The sequence below is a fragment of the Terriglobales bacterium genome, from assembly GCA_035561515.1.
GTDB lineage: Bacteria > Acidobacteriota > Terriglobia > Terriglobales > Acidobacteriaceae > DATMXP01.
Genome location: DATMXP010000035.1, coordinates 105036 through 123155, shown reverse-complemented (window position 1 = coordinate 123155; position 18120 = coordinate 105036). Strand labels below are relative to the sequence as shown.

At 56.5% G+C, this 18120-nt stretch carries 10 protein-coding genes and 1 pseudogene; 5 read left to right on the top strand and 6 right to left on the bottom strand.

Translation table 11 applies throughout. From position 1 onward, the window contains the following. The first annotated feature begins 37 nt into the window (after nt 1-37). The gene (locus VN577_15915) at nt 38-1750 is read left to right on the top strand and encodes an NAD-dependent malic enzyme (protein HWR16315.1); all 1713 of its coding nucleotides are present in this window, start codon (nt 38-40) and stop codon (nt 1748-1750) included. Here the strand turns inward: VN577_15915 and VN577_15910 are convergent. The 5 genes from VN577_15910 to ileS all read right to left on the bottom strand — a co-directional run bounded on the left by VN577_15910 (nt 1747) and on the right by ileS (nt 11194). Next, complete coding sequence (locus tag VN577_15910) at nt 1747-3831, bottom strand: VWA domain-containing protein (protein ID HWR16314.1); 2085 nt, start codon at nt 3829-3831, stop codon at nt 1747-1749. The genes VN577_15915 and VN577_15910 overlap by 4 nt on opposite strands. Before the next feature lie 4 nt (nt 3832-3835). Continuing rightward, on the bottom strand, nt 3836-7075 hold the full coding sequence (locus VN577_15905; GenBank protein HWR16313.1) for a TonB-dependent receptor: 3240 nt from the start codon (nt 7073-7075) through the stop codon (nt 3836-3838). 4 nt (nt 7076-7079) lie between these two features. Continuing rightward, complete coding sequence (locus VN577_15900) at nt 7080-7679, bottom strand: DUF5666 domain-containing protein (GenBank protein ID HWR16312.1); 600 nt, start codon at nt 7677-7679, stop codon at nt 7080-7082. Between the two features lie 204 nt (nt 7680-7883). Then, nucleotides 7884-8387 (bottom strand): signal peptidase II, encoded by a 504-nt coding sequence (lspA, locus tag VN577_15895; GenBank protein HWR16311.1) that lies wholly within the window; start codon nt 8385-8387, stop codon nt 7884-7886. A 5-nt stretch (nt 8388-8392) separates the two neighbouring features. Then, nucleotides 8393-11194, bottom strand: coding sequence for an isoleucine--tRNA ligase (ileS, locus tag VN577_15890; protein ID HWR16310.1), 2802 nt, complete (start codon nt 11192-11194; stop codon nt 8393-8395). 223 nt (nt 11195-11417) lie between these two features. On the opposite strand from ileS, the gene VN577_15885 reads away from it, so the two are divergent. The 4 genes from VN577_15885 (at nt 11418) to VN577_15870 (ending at nt 16875) form a co-directional block, all read left to right on the top strand. Then, nucleotides 11418-12548, top strand: a complete 1131-nt coding sequence (locus VN577_15885; GenBank protein ID HWR16309.1) for a histidine kinase — start codon at nt 11418-11420, stop codon at nt 12546-12548. After that, a complete protein-coding gene (locus tag VN577_15880) occupies nt 12545-13306 on the top strand; it encodes a LytTR family DNA-binding domain-containing protein (protein ID HWR16308.1) in 762 nt (253 codons plus the stop codon). Before VN577_15885 ends, VN577_15880 begins: the two co-directional genes overlap by 4 nt. 425 nt (nt 13307-13731) lie before the next feature. Further along, entirely contained in the window at nt 13732-14760 is a 1029-nt protein-coding gene (locus tag VN577_15875) for an energy transducer TonB (protein HWR16307.1), read from the top strand. A gap of 195 nt (nt 14761-14955) precedes the next feature. Next, nucleotides 14956-16875, top strand: coding sequence for a PAS domain S-box protein (locus VN577_15870; protein HWR16306.1), 1920 nt, complete (start codon nt 14956-14958; stop codon nt 16873-16875). Between the two features lie 91 nt (nt 16876-16966). Here the strand turns inward: VN577_15870 and VN577_15865 are convergent. Then, a pseudogene (locus VN577_15865) lies at nt 16967-17944 on the bottom strand (HD domain-containing phosphohydrolase). Nucleotides 17945-18120: the final 176 nt, after the last annotated feature.

Below are 18120 nucleotides of genomic sequence, written 5' to 3'. Positions count from 1 at the left end.
TTGAAGGCGTAATCGCTTTGCCATCAAGGAGATCGGAATGAAACTAGCCGTAAAAATCGATCCAGCGACGGGGCAAAAGTACCTATCGGTTGACACCAAAGGAAAGGCCTTGCTGCTGAACCCGGTCACCAATAAGGGCACTGCCTTCGCCACTCGCGAAAGAGATGAGCTTGACCTTAACGGTCTTATTCCCCCTCACGTTGCCACCATGCGCCAGCAACTGGACAGGACGTACGAGAACTTCCTGAACAAGTCGACGAACTTGGAGAAGTTCATCTATCTAAGCGGCCTGCAGGACCGGAACGAAACTCTGTTCTACCGGTTACTGCTGGAGCACATCGATGAGATGATGCCGATCGTCTATACGCCAGTGGTGGGAGAGGCATGCCAAAAGTATTCCCACATTTATCGCAGGGCCCGCGGCCTTTATATAAGTATTGATCAGAAAGATCACATCGAAAACATCCTGCGCAACTCCGAGATTTCGAATCCGTCGGTAATCGTTGTGACTGATGGTGAGCGCATCCTGGGACTTGGCGATCAAGGCGCAGGTGGAATGGGCATTCCGATCGGAAAGCTGTGTCTCTACACATTGTGCGCCGGGGTGTCACCGAACAGCACGCTTCCGATCACACTCGATGTCGGCACCGACAACGAAGAGCGGCTAAAGGACCCCTTGTACCTCGGCCTGAAGCACAAGCGCATTCGCGGTGAAGAGTACCAGGCGTTTGTTGATGCGTTTGTCGCGGCTGTCCAGAAGGTATTTCCGAACACACTACTGCAATGGGAAGACTTCCTGAAGGGCAACGCCATCCACCAGTTGAAACGTTTCCGTAACAAGCTGTGCTCGTTCAACGACGACATCCAGGGCACGGCGGGCGTGATTGTCGCCGGCCTTTTTAGCGCGTTACGAATCACCGGTGGACGCATGCGCGACCAGCGTGTGGTGTTTGCGGGTGCGGGTGCATCGGCACAGGGCATTTCGGACCTGATCGTGTCGGCGATGGTGCAGGAAGGGTTGGCAGAATCTGAGGCACGCAAGCAAGTCTGGACTGTCGACAGCCATGGCTTGGTGACAAAAGCGCGCACGAATCTGGAAGATTTCAAAGCCACTTACGCTCGAGACGTTGAGGAAGTCGCAAAGTACAGATGTGCAGATCGGACGAAGATCACTTTGGTCGAGACGATTTGCAACGTCAAACCGACCGTGCTGCTTGGCACGTCGGGAACACCGGGTACGTTCAGCAAGGACGTGATCCAGATGATGGCAAGTATCAATGAGCGTCCCATCATCTTCCCGTTGTCGAACCCGACATCGAAGGCGGAATGCACGGCCGAGGATGCGATCCAGTGGTCCGACGGGCGGGCGATTGTTGCTTCGGGAAGTCCGTTTGCCCCAGTGACGTACAACGGCAAGCGGTATCGCATCGGGCAGGGTAACAACTCCTTCATTTTCCCGGGAGTGGGTCTGGGCATCAGTGCCGCGAGAATCACTCGCGTCACAGACAGCATGTTCCTGGAAGCAGCTCGCGCTCTTGCGGAGAAAGTCACGGAAGAGGACCTGGCTGAAACGGCGGTATATCCGCAACTGTCGAGGATTCGCGAGTGCTCGCTGGCAGTGGCTTGTGCCACGGTTCGGCAAGCAGTGAAAGAAGGATACGCTGACGAAGATATCCTGGAAGGACTTGAGGACAACCTTCGTCAGGCGATGTGGGAACCGAAATATCTGCCGATCCGGTATGAACCCTAGTTGCGGCGTTCGTCGACGCGCACAGCGAAGCGTGGAAACGCGAACGCTCCGCTGGCGTCGTCGATGACGCTTAACTGGCAGGTGTACCAGCCGGGTTTGAGGTCTTGAAGCGGCACGTCCAATTGGAACGATGCCGCTTTTCTTTCTGGTGTAGTGATGACACCGGCTTCCACCACCGGCGTCTCGAAAACCTTCACGCGTCCGCTAAAGAACTGAAGTGCGGTGAGGACCCGGACAGCATTGCCGTTCTTCCCGTCCGGCGATTTCATCTTTGCCGGTTCGTAAACCTCGAAGAACACCGTCATCTTCTGGCCATTCGAGAAGACGTGAGCCAGGTTGGGAAGGATTTCCGCCCCGTTGCGTACCAGAGGACTCTTCTTTTCTTTACCGGCCGGTCCGGCCTGCGAAGAAAGGATGATGGAACTCATCTTCAGTGGAGATTTCTTCAGATCGGGTACCGTCAGCGTGGTTTCGAACGTTCCGATGCGACCATCCTGGTTATCGCGGATAACGAACTTCAGCGAATACTTGCCCGGGGGAAGATTGAATCCGGTGGAGTACTGCACATTCTTGCGAGCGGTGCCGCTTCCGGCATCGACGCCAATCTTGACAGTGTCACGAACATTGCCGACCGGGAACTTTGTCCCTGCTTCGCGGACCAGACCGAGAATGTCCAAGACAGCGGTTGTCTTGTCGGTGGCATTGCCTCGCACCGGAATGGCCGACCCGGGCACAACGATCGAGACTGGAACGTAATAACGATCATTCTGCATACGGAAGAATGCGGTCTCCAGGTAGACCGGAAGGTCTGTGCGAGGGAGTTCGGCCATCATTTCTTCCTCGAGTTCCGTTTCGCGGTCTTCTTTTGAGGAGTGGGCGAAATCACGCGGTCCGTAATAGCCGGGACGATACTCAAGCTTCAAATCTTTGCGATTGATCTTGATGGTGATACGACGGTAGCGCCCGTCCATGTTCTTGTTCGTGCTGCGATATCCAAGCAGGTAGTAAGAAGATGTATCGGCCTGGATGCGCTTGAATGCCGGAGAGAAATCGTTGCTGTCGAGAAAGGCCTTGCCACCAGTGTCCGAGGCAAGCGTAACGAGGGTCTCCTGTGAGGAGAAGTTGGAATCGAGATCGCTTTGTACGGCAGCGCCGGAATAAGCGCTTACGCCACGCAGGCTGGCGCGACTCGAGTCGCCACCCGGCGGAAGTGCCTGAAGGCCACGACTGTCGACGGCATAAAGCGAAACGTTGGAGCGAACCGCAGTGTTGATGGCTGTGCGTAACTGCGACTGATTTTCCGTGCCGGTGCGCTCCATGCCTCCCGAGAAGTAGAGGATCGATTTCTTCTGCTGGAACCGAGAGAGCGACTGAGATAGAGCCGTGATGGCCTGTAATCGGCGATCGGAATTGAAGATGTTGTATTCGCTATCGTCGGGAGTGTATTGGGCACCGGTCTCCGAAGTTGTGTCTTCCGCCTGAAAGCCTTCGCCTTCGGTTCCCCCGATGCGAGCGATCACTGTCCGGAGAGCATCACGGTTATCCGTGAATTCCTGCGCCACCTGCATGGAGTCGCCGAGCGTGACGACGCCGACCAGATCGGCGGAGGACATCTGCTTGTCAACATAGTCGCGGGCGGACTTCACCGCGCGATCGACTTCCTCGGGTTCCATGGCGCTGAGATCGAAGAACAGAACGATAAGTCGCTTGTCGCGGATGAGTTCATTGGGCGCATTGCCGGGTGCGACGATGCGTGGTCCAGCCTGGGTCTTTGTGGTAGTTGCTGTCTGAACAAGGGCGTCTGCGGGAGGCGCGGCATCAGGGGTAAGGAGATCGAAGGACTGGATCTGCTGTGCCTTGCCGTCTTCCTGAACGGTGAAGTCATCACGCTTCAGGTCGCGAACCAAATTGCCGGACTTGTCGCGAGCAACAATGTTGACCAGCACGAGGTCGGAGTTCACCCGAAACGTGTAGCTGGCGGCTGCCTGTTGCGCCACGGCCGACAATGGCGACAAGGCGAAGACGAGAGCGAGTGCGGCTGCCGTGAAGCGGTGTAACCCGCGATGGGGAAGAATGGTCATGATGCTAGAAGCGGTACCTCGCCGAAAGTTGAATCCGTCGGGTTGATCCCACGCCTACCACCTGTCCGAATGTAGGCGAATTCACGACGGTGTCAATACTGGTGAACTGCGGCGTGTTGAAGATGTTGGTCGCATCGGCGCGAATCTCGAGGCCCATCATCTCCCTGAGTTGAATCTCCTTACCCAGGGACATGTTGAAGGTGACCGTCGAGGGGCCAACGATCGTATTGCGGCCTGCATTGCCAAATTGTCCGGTAGCGGGAAGCACGAACGCCGCTGTGTTGAACCATTGCTGCACAGAGCGGCTATCGAGAGAGATTGGAGCACCGGTATAGTCGGCGCGGAGAGTGCCGTTGGTGCCACGGCTGACATCGCTATAGCTGCCGAGGATGCGCGCGGTGAAAGGGAATCCGGAAGCGATGTTGAAGCTGCCATTCCAGTTCCAATCGCCAAACACTGTGCGAAGCATTCCTGGGTGTGAAAGCCACTTGCGCCCGTCGCCAAAGGGAAGCCCGATCATGAAATCGCCTGTGAACCTGTGGCGTTGGTCGAAACTGGAGAGGCCCCGCTCGGCGGCGAGATCCAGATCGTTTTGAGCCACAACGGTGGCGCCCCCTCCGATCGAGGACGCGTTGTCGATGGATTTCGAGAAGGTGTAAGTCGCGCCGAAGGAAACTCCTTTGGTGAAACGCCTGCGCAGACGAACGTTGCCAGCGTGAAGGATCGAACTGCCCTCCGACGATTCCCACAGGAAAGGCTGTACGCCTTCGATGCGAAGTCCTTCAGGCCCGCGATTCGGTGCGCGCACAATGTCAAGTCCGGTTCCCTTGCTGCCGGTATAACCGACATTCAACATGAAGTTGCCCTTAAGCTCTCGCTGGATGTTGAGGTTCCACATCTGCACATAGCCAAGGCCGTAATTCACGTCGATGCCGTAGTTGTTGGTAATGCCTTCGGTAGCTGCGGGAAAGCCATTGGCCAGAGACAGTGGCGTGGAGGGAGACAGCACGTTTGTCTGCGTAAACGAAAATGGTGGCTGGAAGGCGAGCTGCTGGACAATGCTTCGATACTGCGCAAGGTTGTAGTTAATGCCATAGCCGGCGCGGACGACCGTTTTGTCCATCGGCTTCCACGCGATGCCGATGCGCGGCGCCCAGTTATTACGATCCGGGTTTACTAAAGAATTTGGATAGACGCCGTTGTTTGGACTCGATTGCCCCGGTTGTACGGGAACGACCCCGGTGAATCCTGATGAGGGATCGAGATTCACGAGCTGATTGTGCGCTTCCGTGAATGGGCCGGTGTATTCGTAACGCAGTCCGACGTTAACGCTGAGATTCGCGGCGACCCGCCAATCATCCATGAAGAAAAAGTTCCAGCCGTTCGACGCAAAGGAGTACTGGTTCGGACTGTACTGAATGGAGGTCTGTTGCGGAATACCGAGCAGGAAGTCGGCGAAGTCGTAGCCGGTTCCGGTGGCACCGTTAATGGAAGTGGCCAAGCCGGTGAACGTGAAGGAGCCGCGGGGATTCGTGTTGCTCTTTAGATTAGTGAGCTGGCGGCGGTAATCGCCTCCGAAGCGAATATTGTGCTTCCCGCGACGCCACATGACGGTATCGCCCAACATGATGTTGTTGTCAGTTCTCAGGACAGGAGAAACATCGGACAGACCTGAGTAGTTCGCGAAAGCTAAAGAAGGAAGTCCCCAATCCTGCGGGTTCTGTGAGACACCGGTGATGCCAAGTCCTCCCTCAATGTCAGTAATACCCGCATACAGGTTGGTGATGTCGATCTTATTACGGTTGTAGCTGACGCGAAGCTGGTTCGTCCATTTGCCGAAGCTCTTGGTATATCCGCCGTTAACGTTCCACCCCGTACTCTTCGAGGTGCCCCGGACAGTCTGAAATGGACGCAACTGGTCGCTGTCACTGTTCGTGTAGTTCAGTCCGAAGTTGATGTTGTTCCGGCCAAACGGTCCGCGACGCGGCCCGGCAGAAGCGCCAGAACCGAAGGACCGCATGATGCGAAAACCAATGTTCACACTGTTGTTTTCGGCGGAATCGCTGAAGCGGTAGTTCTGAAGGCCAGGCTGGTTCGGCAACGGGATGTAATTGAGCAGTCCGGATGCGATGGGATCGATATTGCTGATCTTGTTGCCCACGGTGCCAGTGTTCGGGTCGTAGATTTGGACGCTCTGACCGTTGGACAGTAATGTCTGCGAGAAGTCGCCGCTGCGTTCGAGTGCGGTCGGCACATGCGAGAAGACCTGGTATGGATTCGAGGAGCGTGTGCCGAATATGTTCAGAAACGTAAAAGTCTTCTGCGAAGGGTCGATGAATTTCGGCAACGGTCCGCCGATGGTTCCGCCGAATCGATTCGATGAGTACTCAGGCTTATCGGCCGCAGTGCCACTCAAGGAATATGGGGCAGCGTCAAAGATGGAGTTTCCTGCGGAATAGAAGATCGATCCGTGAGGACGGTTCAGATTTCCACGCCCAATTCTCATGCGCGGCATCCCCGGGCCCCCGCCACCACCGGGTCCAGCGATGATCACGACGTTGCCTGGACCTCCGCCGGGACCGCCGCCCATCATCATCATGTCGCCGCCCTGGCCGAGTTCGCCTCGTGCGCGCATTTCTTCGATGCGGTCGCGAATGTCGTCCACGTGGCTGCCAAAATCCTGGGTTCGGCCGGAGGAACCGGCAAACGAGACCGACTCATTCATCGCATCGGCAGAACTTGCCATGGCGGGGGCGTCCGTCGGCATATCGGAAGTGCTTCCGTCGCCTTGCATGCCGGTTCCCGTCAGGGAAAGTGATTGAGCGCCGCGATTGTTCATCACTCCCGCGAGCGTCTGCTGGAGCGCGACTTGATCGGTGGTTTTCGGAACGCGAGAGAGAAGGACGAGATCGAGATCAACGCGCGCGGAAGGAGTGCTGGGATTGATGACAGCTTCCTTTGTTACCGCTGCGAAGGCAGGGAAGTCGGCCTTGATCACCCAACGGCCGCGTGCCGGCGGTTGAAGCACGAAGTTGCCCTGCGCGTCGGTAGATGTGGCGATCTTCTTTCCGGTGAGGGTGTTCGTTGCCGTAATCGTGACGCCGGGCAGCGGCGTTTTGCCGGATGTTGCCGTTCCGCGAATCTCGAACGTCTGGGTCAGTGAGGTCGCTGCCGTGGCATCGTTCTGAGCCGACGCCGCCAAGACCAGAAGGATCGGTATGAAGATGAGAAGCACTCTGCGCATGAGTTTACTTGTGTTGCTGTGGAGGAGCATCGCCCTCGCCATGGCGTTCAAAGATCATCGGACCGCCCGGTCCTCCGCCAATCCGCAGCGACTGCGGAACGAAGATCCCGTTCTTCATCTCGCCACGGGCCATGATGCGATCGCCGACCTTCACGTCGGCAAGCGTGACGCTTTCGTCGCGACCGCTACGGAACGATGTGCTTTCGTCTACTTCAATGGTTTGGCTTTGACCGTCAGGCCGAAGAATGATGAGCTTGGTTTCGTCAATCGCCTTGACCTCGCCGACGACAAATCTGGTACCGAGCCCCATCTTTACCAATTCTTCAGGTGAGGGAGGCTGTCCTCCAGGGCCCATCATCATCATTCGGCCGCCGCCCATCTCACCACCACCGATCATCACGGCAGCAAGGCTCTTATCTTCATTCAGCTTTCCGGCCGCGAAGATACGGTCACCGGCCTTGAAGTCGGACAGTTTCGCCTCATTCCGGTCTTTGCGGATACGAGTCTCCGGGCTGATCTTTACGGTCACGCTGTCGCCCGTCTCAGGCTTAATGACAACGGCATCGGCGCTGATGGAGACCACGGTTCCAGCAACGCGATCCAAATTGCGGAACTCACCACGGGGATGTCCGCCGGGAGGTGGGCCCTGCTGGGCGGACACGGCCAAAGAGACAGACAAAACGATCAAAAATAAAGATGGCGCACGCATAGTTTTGTTAACCCGCAGCATACAACTTTGTTCCTCATTTAGACGGAGGGCGACCAGGAAAGATTACGGGATTTTGGGGAAGTTGGGACTACAGATTTGCTACCGAACGCGCTCGTGCTCGGGTGTCTTGCTCCACAGAATATCGCCCACCAATAGAAACGCACCGATCACGATGGCGCTGTCGGCAACATTAAACGATGGCCAGTGGTAGCTTCCGATGTTGAAGTCGAGAAAGTCGACCACATGACCGGAGATCATGCGGTCCCACAGGTTCCCGAGCGCGCCGCCCATGATGAGGGATAGGGCGGTCCCGGTGGCGTTCACGATATGGCTGTTCTTCCAAAGCAGAACACTCACCACGGCGAGAGCGACGAGCGAAAAGAGGATGAGCAACGCGAGCTTCCACTCGAACGACGAATCAGAAAACAAGCCAAACGCGGCGCCGCTGTTTTCGACGTGGGTGATGCGAAAGAACCCGGGGATAACCGTAATCGTATCGTGGAGGTTAATACGGCTTGCAACCAACCACTTCGAGAAGCGGTCGAGTGCAAGCACCCCAAACGCAACGAATACGTGAAATCCCCGTGCGTGATTCGCGCTCATAGTTCCTAAGAAGCTCCGGCGGCGGATTCAAACTCAGGCAAAACCGCCGCACAACGTTCGCATACCGTCGGATATGGAGTGTACTCGCCAACGTGGGTCGAGTAGTTCCAACAGCGCTCGCATTTCTGTCCAGGAGCGCGCTCCACGGTGACCTTCACCGTCCCGGTGCCGTTCGTCTCTGCACTCTTTCCGAGCTCAACCGCCGACACAATATAGATGTAGCGCAGTTGGCTTGCGTGCTGCTCCAGAACAGGATAGATGCTGGCTGGAACGTCTAGCACCACCTTCGCTTCTAACCCACTGCCAATTTGTTTGTTGTTCCGGGCCTCTTCCAGCGCTTTCAGAACGTCGTCGCGTGTACGTAAAAGAGTCTGCCAGTCCGCGATCAACTGGGCATCAGCCGTGCCTGCAAGTTCCGCTTCGTCCATGAACTTGGTTATGTGCACGGACTTCGGACGATCGCTTACGGGCGGCAGGAACTGCCAGAATTCTTCGGCCGTGAAGCTCATGATCGGCGCAGCCAGCCGGACAAGCGTTTCTCCGATCTTCCAGAGAGCCGTCTGACCCGAGCGCCGGGGTTTCCCGTTTGGCGCCGACGTGTAGAGCCGGTCCTTAAGAATGTCGAAATAGACGGCGCTAAGGTCAACCGAGCTAAAGGTCAGAAGCAACTGATAGACCTTGTGGAACTGAAACTGTTCGTACCACTTCCGAACCTCGCGGGAGAGCTCAGCTGTCCGCAACAAGATGTAGCGATCGATCTCTTCCATTTCCGCAAACGGTACCGCGTGCTTCGACGGATCGAATTCGTTCAGGTTCCCAAGGATGTACCGGAAGGTGTTGCGGATTTTGCGGTAATTCTCGGCCACCCGCTGCATGAGCGTTTCGGAGCCGACCACGTCTTCTCGGAAGTCAACCGATGACGCCCATAAACGGACGATCTCCCCGCCCATCTTCTCGGCCACTTCGACCGGGTCCGTGGTATTTCCGATGGACTTCGATTGCGCGCGCCCTTGATCGTCGAGCGTCCAGCCGTGCGTGATCACGCCTTTGTAAGGCGAAGAGTTCTTTGCACCGATGGCGCAGAGCATGGAGGAATGGAACCATCCGCGATATTGATCGCCGCCTTCAAGGTACATATCCGCAGGCCAGGGGAATCCCGCCTCGTTCGACTGAACCGACAAGTAGCTCGAACCGGATTCGAACCAGACATCGATGATGTCCATCTCCTTTTCGAACTTCGCATCGCCGCACTTCGGGCACTTGGTTCCAGCCGGAAGAATGGATTCGGCCGGCGTGCGATACCACGAGTCGGCGCCTTCCTTTGCGAACATGTCCACGACAGCTTTGTGCACTTCCGGATTATTCAGGATGTGCTTGCAGCCTTTGCAGAAGAACACGGCGATGGGAACACCCCAAACGCGCTGGCGCGAAATACACCAGTCGGGCCGGGTGGCGAACATGTTGCCGATGCGCTCTTCGCCCCAGGCTGGATCCCATTTCACCTTGCGCGTCTCTTCTAACGACCGCTGACGCAGGGTGGTGCCCTTGCCGTCCATGTTGGATTCCATGGAGATGAACCACTGTTCAGTCGCGCGGAAGATCACCGGATTGTGGCAACGCCAACAATGAGGATATGAGTGCTCGATCTTCTCGTAATGAAGCAATACGTTTCTCGACTTCAGGAGTTCCACGATCTTCGGATTCGCTTTGAAGACGGTTTCACCCTGGTACTCGGGAAGTCCCTGCACAAGGCGACCTGCGGCATCCACGTTGCAGGTCTGATCGAGCTTGTACTTCACGCCGGTGTAGAAATCGTCAGCACCGTGCGAAGGCGCGGTGTGGACAGCGCCCGTGCCCTGGTCCATGGTGACGTATTCGGCAAGTACGCCGACGATCTTCCGCTCTTCCCAGGGCAGGAACGGGTGGTAGAAGTACGCATGTTCAAGCTTCCGGCCAGGGAAGCGCGCTATTTCCTTGTAGTCCGTAAAGCCGCAGTTCTCCGCAGTCACCTTCGCCAGCTTCTCGGCGACGATGTAGATAGCGTCGTTGGTGGCGAGAGCCACGTACTCTTCATCTGGATGGAACGCTACTGCCATCGAAGCGGGAAGGGTCCACGGTGTGGTGGTCCAGATGATGGTGTTGATCTCTTTCCCGAGATGGATGCGCTCGTCCGCAAGACGAGAATCAATGTCGCGCGGATCCGATTGCAGCCGGTACTTCACCCAGATGCTGGGGCTCGTGTGATTCTCGTACTCGACTTCCGCTTCGGCGAGCGCCGTCATGTCGTGGATGCACCAATACACCGGGCGCAGTCCTTTGTAGATAGCGTCCTTTTCGAAGAAGCTATAGAGTGCGCTGACGACCGCCGCCTCATACTGAGGATTCATGGTGGAGTATGGGTCGTCAAAGCGTCCGAACACACCGATGCGCTTGAACTGCTTACGCTGGAGATCGAGGTATTTCTGGGCGAACTCGCGGCAGATCTTTCGAACCGTCAACGGGTCCATCTGGAGCTTCTTGCCGCCAAGCGACTCGTCGACCTTGATTTCGATCGGCAACCCGTGGCAGTCCCACCCGGGGATATAAGGGGCATCGAAGCCGGCCATGGTCTTGGACTTAACAATGAAGTCCTTAAGACACTTATTGATGGCTGTGCCCAGGTGGATAGGGCCGTTGGCGTACGGCGGTCCGTCGTGGAGCACGTACAGGGGAGCACCTTTTCGGGATTCGCGGATTAAGTCATAGATCCGCATCTCCTCCCAGCGGCTCAGCATCTTCGGCTCGTTTTGCGGAAGATTGGCCTTCATGGGGAACGCGGTTTTCGGTAGGTTGATTGTTGCCTTGAGCTCTAGGGGCACTCCAGCATTATCTCCATTCAGGGACTTAATCCATTATAACGAGGCAAGAAGGGTGTTCCGGAGGATAAACTGCCTGAAATCAGAGTTGTGAGTGTACCTGTTTTCGGGATGAAGTCGCTTGTCTGGAGGATAAACGGGAGTCATGCTTAACCGCGAAAGGGTGGGGGGTCGCTTGGAAGCGTCTCTACAGAACCGGAATTTCCGTCGCCTGATCTTGCTGACGTTCATTTTGTGGACGTTGTTCGGCATCATGGCGGCGTTCCAGAGCTACGCCAACACCATGGATGAGCGCAGTTCGTTCCCGCTGGAGCGACTGCTTTATCTCACCGTCGGTGACGCATGGCTCCGAGCCGCACTGACCGTTCCGGTCATCATGGCGCTCTTTCATGTTCACGCCCGGTTCAATCGGTGGGCGCCGCGAGTCGCGATCTATCTTCTGATGGGCTTTGCCTTCATGATCGCGCACGTCACGGTTCGGCCCTTCGTTTTGCCCTTCGTTGTGCGCCCGATGGCCAATGCCAAGACCTTGGAGTACACGTACAAGGAAAAGGTGACGATCGCCATTCGATCCTTCGTTCTGAATGACGCGATGGGATTCACCTGTATCGTGATCGCCTTTAATGCGTGGGTCTATGCGCAGGAAATGCAACGGCGCGCGCTGAACGAGGAAAGGCTGGCCACGAGACTCGCTTCCGCCGAGTTGCAAGTGTTGAAGATGCAACTTCAGCCGCATTTCCTCTTCAACACCTTGAACACCATTTACAACCTTGCCCCGCAGAACAGTCGCAAGGCCCAGTTGATGATCTCCCGTCTCAGTAATTTACTGCGACTTTCGCTGGACCACGTCTCATCCAACATGGTGCCGTTGCAGGAAGAGTTGGAGTTCCTGGATAGCTACCTCGATATCGAGAAGACGAGGTTCGAAGAGCGGCTAAAGGTCATAAAGGAAGTTACTCCTGAGGTGCTGGACGCTGCGGTTCCCAATCTGTTGTTGCAACCGCTGGTGGAGAACGCAATTCGGCACGGGATCAGCAAAAAGGCTTCCGGAGGCACGATCGAGATACGGGCGGCAAGGATTGGTGACCGCCTGAAGATCACGATCACCGACGATGGACGCCCTCCGGCGCCGTCCGCTCACTCGAGCGGTATCGGTTTGGCAAATACCCGGGCCAGGTTGTCGCAATTGTTTGGAAGCGATTTCGTGTTTGAACTTCGACCTGCAGGACAAGGGGCTCAGGTCTGGATCGAATTGCCTTTTCAGTCACTGGAGACGAATATCACCAAAGAGGAGTCTGTCGGATGAGCACAGTAAAAGCACTAATTGTCGAAGACGAGAGACTGGCAGCAAATGCGCTGCATCGCATGTTGCTCACCGATCCCGAAATTCACGTCGTGGGCATCGCCAGTGATGGAAATAGCGCCGTCCAGAAGATTGAGTCACTGAAGCCCGACTTGGTTTTCCTCGATATCGAGATACCGGAGATGAACGGCTTTGACGTCATCGATGCCGTTGGGATCGACAACATGCCGATCGTGATCTTCGTGACAGCATACGATCGCTACACCCTGCGCGCATTCGAAGTTCATGCTCTCGATTACCTGTTGAAGCCCTTCGAAGAAGCGCGTCTTGCGGGAGCTCTTTCACGGGCGAAAAAGGAGCTGGAATTCCGGCGCACGTACCAGCGTTCCCGGCTGTCCGGGTTCATGGAGAGCATGGTGGAGCGTCGTGGCCTGAAGCGGTTCCCGATCAAGTCGGCTGGCCGGACGGTCTTCATCCAACTGGACGAGATCGACTACCTGGAAGCTGCGGGCAACTACGTTCGGTTGCACAGCGGCGGAAACGAGTACCTGACTCGCGACACGATGAGTTCCTTCGAGTCGAAGCTGTCCGACTCGGATTTCATCCGTATTCATCGGTCGGTCATTGTGAACCGGAAGCGGATCAAGGAGCTCCGGCCGTGGTTTACGGGGGAATATGTGGTGATTCTCACCACAGGCAAGGAACTCACGTTGAGTCGGGGATATCGCGACAGGTTACCGTTGCTCTTGGCCCCAGCTTAATGTCTTTCGTAACTGGCGTAGCTTCTACTCCCATTGTGTAATTTGTGCGCGCGACCGGATTCCGGTCCCGCAACATAGGAGATGAAGTGGGGTTTTAGTCTTCACTCCTCTCCGGAGGTGGAAAGATTGTGAACGTGAGTGCCACCATCTGACCCACCGGGACTAAGGAATCGGTAGAAAAATGTGGTTAAGGTTCGATTCCAACGTCGGAGAAGAGTACTTGGGCATCTAAGAGTGTGAACAGTAACTCCCAGTCTATGTACTGAGAACCATCAACTTAGGGCCAAAGGGATGTGCTGAATCGCTCTGAAACGCAGTAACCGAGAAAAAAGCCAACTTGGCATCTGATGTGCTCATCTGGTTAGTGCATCTCCGACACTCCGAAGAGGAGCAGAAAGAAAGAGGAGCGAGACCCGGATTTAGGTATGGCGAATCAAGTTTTGACACCTCCTCCCGTTAACGAAGAGAGCTTCCGTCGGAACCCGCAGCCGGAATTGAACCTGCTGCTTGGGCCAGAAAAGCTGGACGAGCCCATGTGGCGGTCGCTGGCGAGACAAGTCCACGAAAAACTGTTCCCTGAGAAGCTACCCCCGCTTCAACTGACCTCGCGGCCAGTTAAAGTCAAAGACATCTGGGGCGACTACAACTACAAGAAGAAAAGCGCAGTGGGCAGCACGATGCTGCATGCCGCCCTCATCGGCGGACTGATCTTTTTGTCCGTGGCTGGCAAGAAAGTGGTTGAAGTCGCCAAGCAGGAGCACGTCACCCTGATTGCGCCGGACATCAGCCAGTACCTGCCGATCTCGAACAAGAAGAACGACACGATTGGCGGCGGCGGTGGCGGCGGCGACCGCGACAAACTCGTTGCGCCGAAGGGTAAGTTGCCCAAGCAGTCGATGGAGCAGATCACGCCTCCAGCGATGGTCATTCGAAACGACCATCCGAAGCTGCCGGTAGAGCCATCGGTGGTCATCCCTCCCCAGGTGAAGTTGAACATGGCGAGGAACATGCCGAACCTCGGCGATCCGATGTCCGCATTGCCTTCAGGACCACCTTCGAACGGAACGGGTTCGGGCGGCGGTATTGGCGCGGGTAGCGGCGGTGGCGTTGGCGTCGGCGAAGGGCCTGGCGTCGGCCAAGGCCGTGGCGGCGGTATCGGCGGCGGCGTGTTCCGCGTCGGCGGTGGCGTCTCTGCGCCACGTGCACTGAACACTCCTGATCCGGATTACTCGGAAGAAGCTCGTAAGGCCAAGTATCAGGGCACGGTTGTCCTTTGGTTGATTGTGGACCAGAACGGTCGTCCGCGAGACGTGAAGGTGGCCCGGTCGCTCGGTATGGGACTGGATCAGAAAGCAATCGAAGCAGTTCGCAAATGGACGTTTGAGCCTGCCATGAAGGATGGAAAACCCGTGGCGGTTCAGATCAACGTGGAAGTGAACTTCCGACTCTACTAGTCCTGAGGTGATGTGAGAAGGAGAGGCTGCGGCCTCTCCTTTCTTGTTTTCGGCGCACTCGTCCGGTGCGACTGAGATTCGTCACTTGTTAGATTGTCATTCGTCACAGCGTGAGAGTTAGGAACCTGTGAAGCTAGCCTAACTCCCAAGCGGCTGAGTGTGACCGTGGGCTCGTCAGTTTGGGTCAGTTGACCTATGCAGAAAAAGAGTCCACACGCAGGCCGTCGCGGCGAACTCCCGCCGCCTTCGCCCAATCTCTCCGAAGACATCCTGAACGTAATCCAGGCAATGGTTCTCGTTGCCAACGGCGACGGCCAGATTGTCTACGCAAGCCCGTCGGTCGAGAGAATTCTTGGATACACTCCGGCAGAGGTGTTGGGCGACAGCTACTGGGAACTGCCACTCACCAACGACGCCGAAGCGCGCGCGCGGCATCATGTAGAGATCATGCGAATCGCACGCGGTGAGTTGCCGCCTCAGAGTGTCCCCTATCCAACGCCACTCATCAGCAAGTCAGGAGAAGAGCGCTGGATTCTTTGGCACGACGCGAAGGGACCGGGGGATCTGATCATTGGCGCCGGACAGGACATCACGGAGCTTCGACGCACCGAACAGGCACTCGAACAATCCGCGAAGGAATTCCGGGCCGTTTTTGAAAGCTCATCCGACGGGCTGCTGATCACCGATTCGGGTTGGATGTATGTGGAAGTGAATCACGCTGCCGAGAAGATATTCGGCATTCCGCGCGCCGACATAATCGGTAAAGTCCAGGGGACGCTACTCACCTCAAGCGTCAACGTTGAGCAGTTCCGGGCTACAGCAATTCAGGGCGGCCAATATAGCGTCGAAACCGAGTTTCGCTGTCCCGACGGAAAGACCCGTCACATTGGTCTGTCGCTTGTACCGAATTTTCGCGATGCGCATCACCTGTTCATCATGCGCGACCTTACCGAGCGGCGTGAACTGGAGTTGCAGTTGATGCAGGCGCAGAAGCTGGAAGCCGTTGGCCGTCTGGCTGGCGGCGTGGCGCACGACTTCAACAACATGCTTACCGCGATTCGTGGCTATGCGGAACTGCTGCTGCGGAATTCTCCGGAAGGGAAGGAGCGCAGATACGTGGAAGGCATCATGGGCGCCGCGACACGTGCCGCGGAGACCACCAGCCAGTTGCTCGCCTTCAGCCGCCGACAGGTGCTGCAACCGAAAGTCCTCAGTATCAGCGACACCGTTCTCAAGACGATTGATCTCCTGAATCGCATTATGCGGGAAGATATCCGGCTCATCACCATCCTCGATCCCGACGCGGGAAACATCATGGTTGACCCCGGCCAGTTTTCGCAGATCCTCATGAACCTGGCTGTGAACGCTCGCGATGCCATGCCCAATGGAGGCAAACTGATCATTGAGACGCACGCGGTCTATCTCGATGATGACTACGCGCGCACGCATGTTCAGGTTTCTCCCGGATGGTATTCGTTGCTCGCCGTGACCGACACGGGTACGGGCATTGCCGCAGAAGTCAGAGACCATATCTTCGAACCGTTTTTTACGACCAAACCGCAGGGCGAAGGATCGGGTCTGGGGCTTTCCACGGTCTACGGCATCGTGAAGCAGAGTCGGGGATTTATTTGGGTGTACAGCGAGCCCGGCGAGGGCTCTACATTCAAGATCTACCTGCCGATGACCAGCCCAGAAGGACAGTCGGCGCAGAAACTCGGGGCGGCGCCACACAAGCTGCTGGTGATCGAGGATGACGACGTAATTCGCTCACTCGTAGTTACTGTTCTACGCGAGCAGGGTCACACTGTGTTGGAAGCGGCCGACGGCGAGCAGGCCCTCGCGGCGTGCCAGTCATTCGAGGGCATCATCGACCTGGTGATCACGGATGTAACCGCCCCGCGCTTAAGCGGCGAAGACCTGATGGGTTTCTTCGCCGTCCGGTATCCGAAGGTGAAGATCATTCACATTTCCGGGTTTCCGCGCGAACACCTTACAAACTCCCACTCGGTTCCTCTGGAAGCGCACTTCCTGGCAAAGCCGTTTTCGATGAAACAGTTATTGGCAAAGGTGGAGGAGGCTCTGAAGGGCGGCCAGGAATCGGGTCCTCGGGAATGATCGCCGCCTGTGCGTCAGCATCCGCCCGGGCGCGCAGTTCGCGCCAGGTAAGGTCAGGAACCTGCGGAACCAGGCCGGCGATCGCAGGATCAAACTGTCTGCCCGAGTTCTTCTTGATCTCCGCCCTGGCATCTGCAAGCGAAAGCGCTCCCCGATAGCAACGAGTCGAGGTCATCGCGTCCAGCGTATCGGCAACTGCGAAAAGTCTTGCACCAATCGGAATGTCAACACCCGCCAGTCCATCCGGATATCCAAGTCCATCCCAACGTTCATGATGGTGACGTACGATCTTGGAGGCATCCTGCAAAAAGCCCATCCGGCTGACGATTCGCTCCCCTATCGCAGGGTGGCTCTTCAAGACCTGAAATTCCTGTGGTGTCAGCGGCCCGGGTTTCAACAGGATGGAATCGCTTACCGCAATCTTTCCGATATCGTGCAATAAAGCCGCGTATGCCAATTTCGTAAGCTGATCCTGGGGATACCCCATCGATCGCGCGAGGTGTATCGCGTAGGCGCGTACCCGGAATGAATGCGCATAAGTTTCATATTCCCGGGCTTCCAATGTCGCCACCAACGTCTCCAGCGTGGTGCGGTAGCTGCGGCGAAGAGAGCGATGGGCGAATTCAAGTTCCTGCGTCCTTTCGATCAATCCCGAACTGAGCACCTCTCGCTCAGCTCGTTTCTGACGGTTGATCAAGAGCTTGTTGTACGCACGCTGAACCGCGCCGGTCAGAGTGTCCTGCGTGAACGGCTTCAGAATGAAATCGGCGGCCTGCAGCCGGACGCTCATCACAACATGTTCCAGCCGCGCATGACCTGTCATCAGAACGACGTTGCAATCCCAGTTCAGGTGCAACGCCAGTTGCAGCAAGTCCATGCCGCCCGATCCCGGCATACAGATATCCGCCAGCACAACGTCGTGCACGCGTTCGTCCATGCAACGAATTGCTTCGCCCATATTCGAAGCCACAGAAACTCGGTCGCAGATGGGCGATAGGACCTCACGAAGGTACTCGCGTACCGGTGCTTCGTCGTCAACAACCAGGATTGCGGGAATACGGGAATTCATTGGCTCTTATGCTCGAGGAACTGGACTCAGCGCCCCGCAGCAGTTACATCGGTGATTCCGGCAATACCTTCAGTTTCCTGATTTGGTCCCGAGTGCCAAAAACGAAATAGTTAGTCCCGATTGTGGCAAACATCACAGCCAAAAACTGCCATGGTGGCCGAGAATTGTCACTCGGG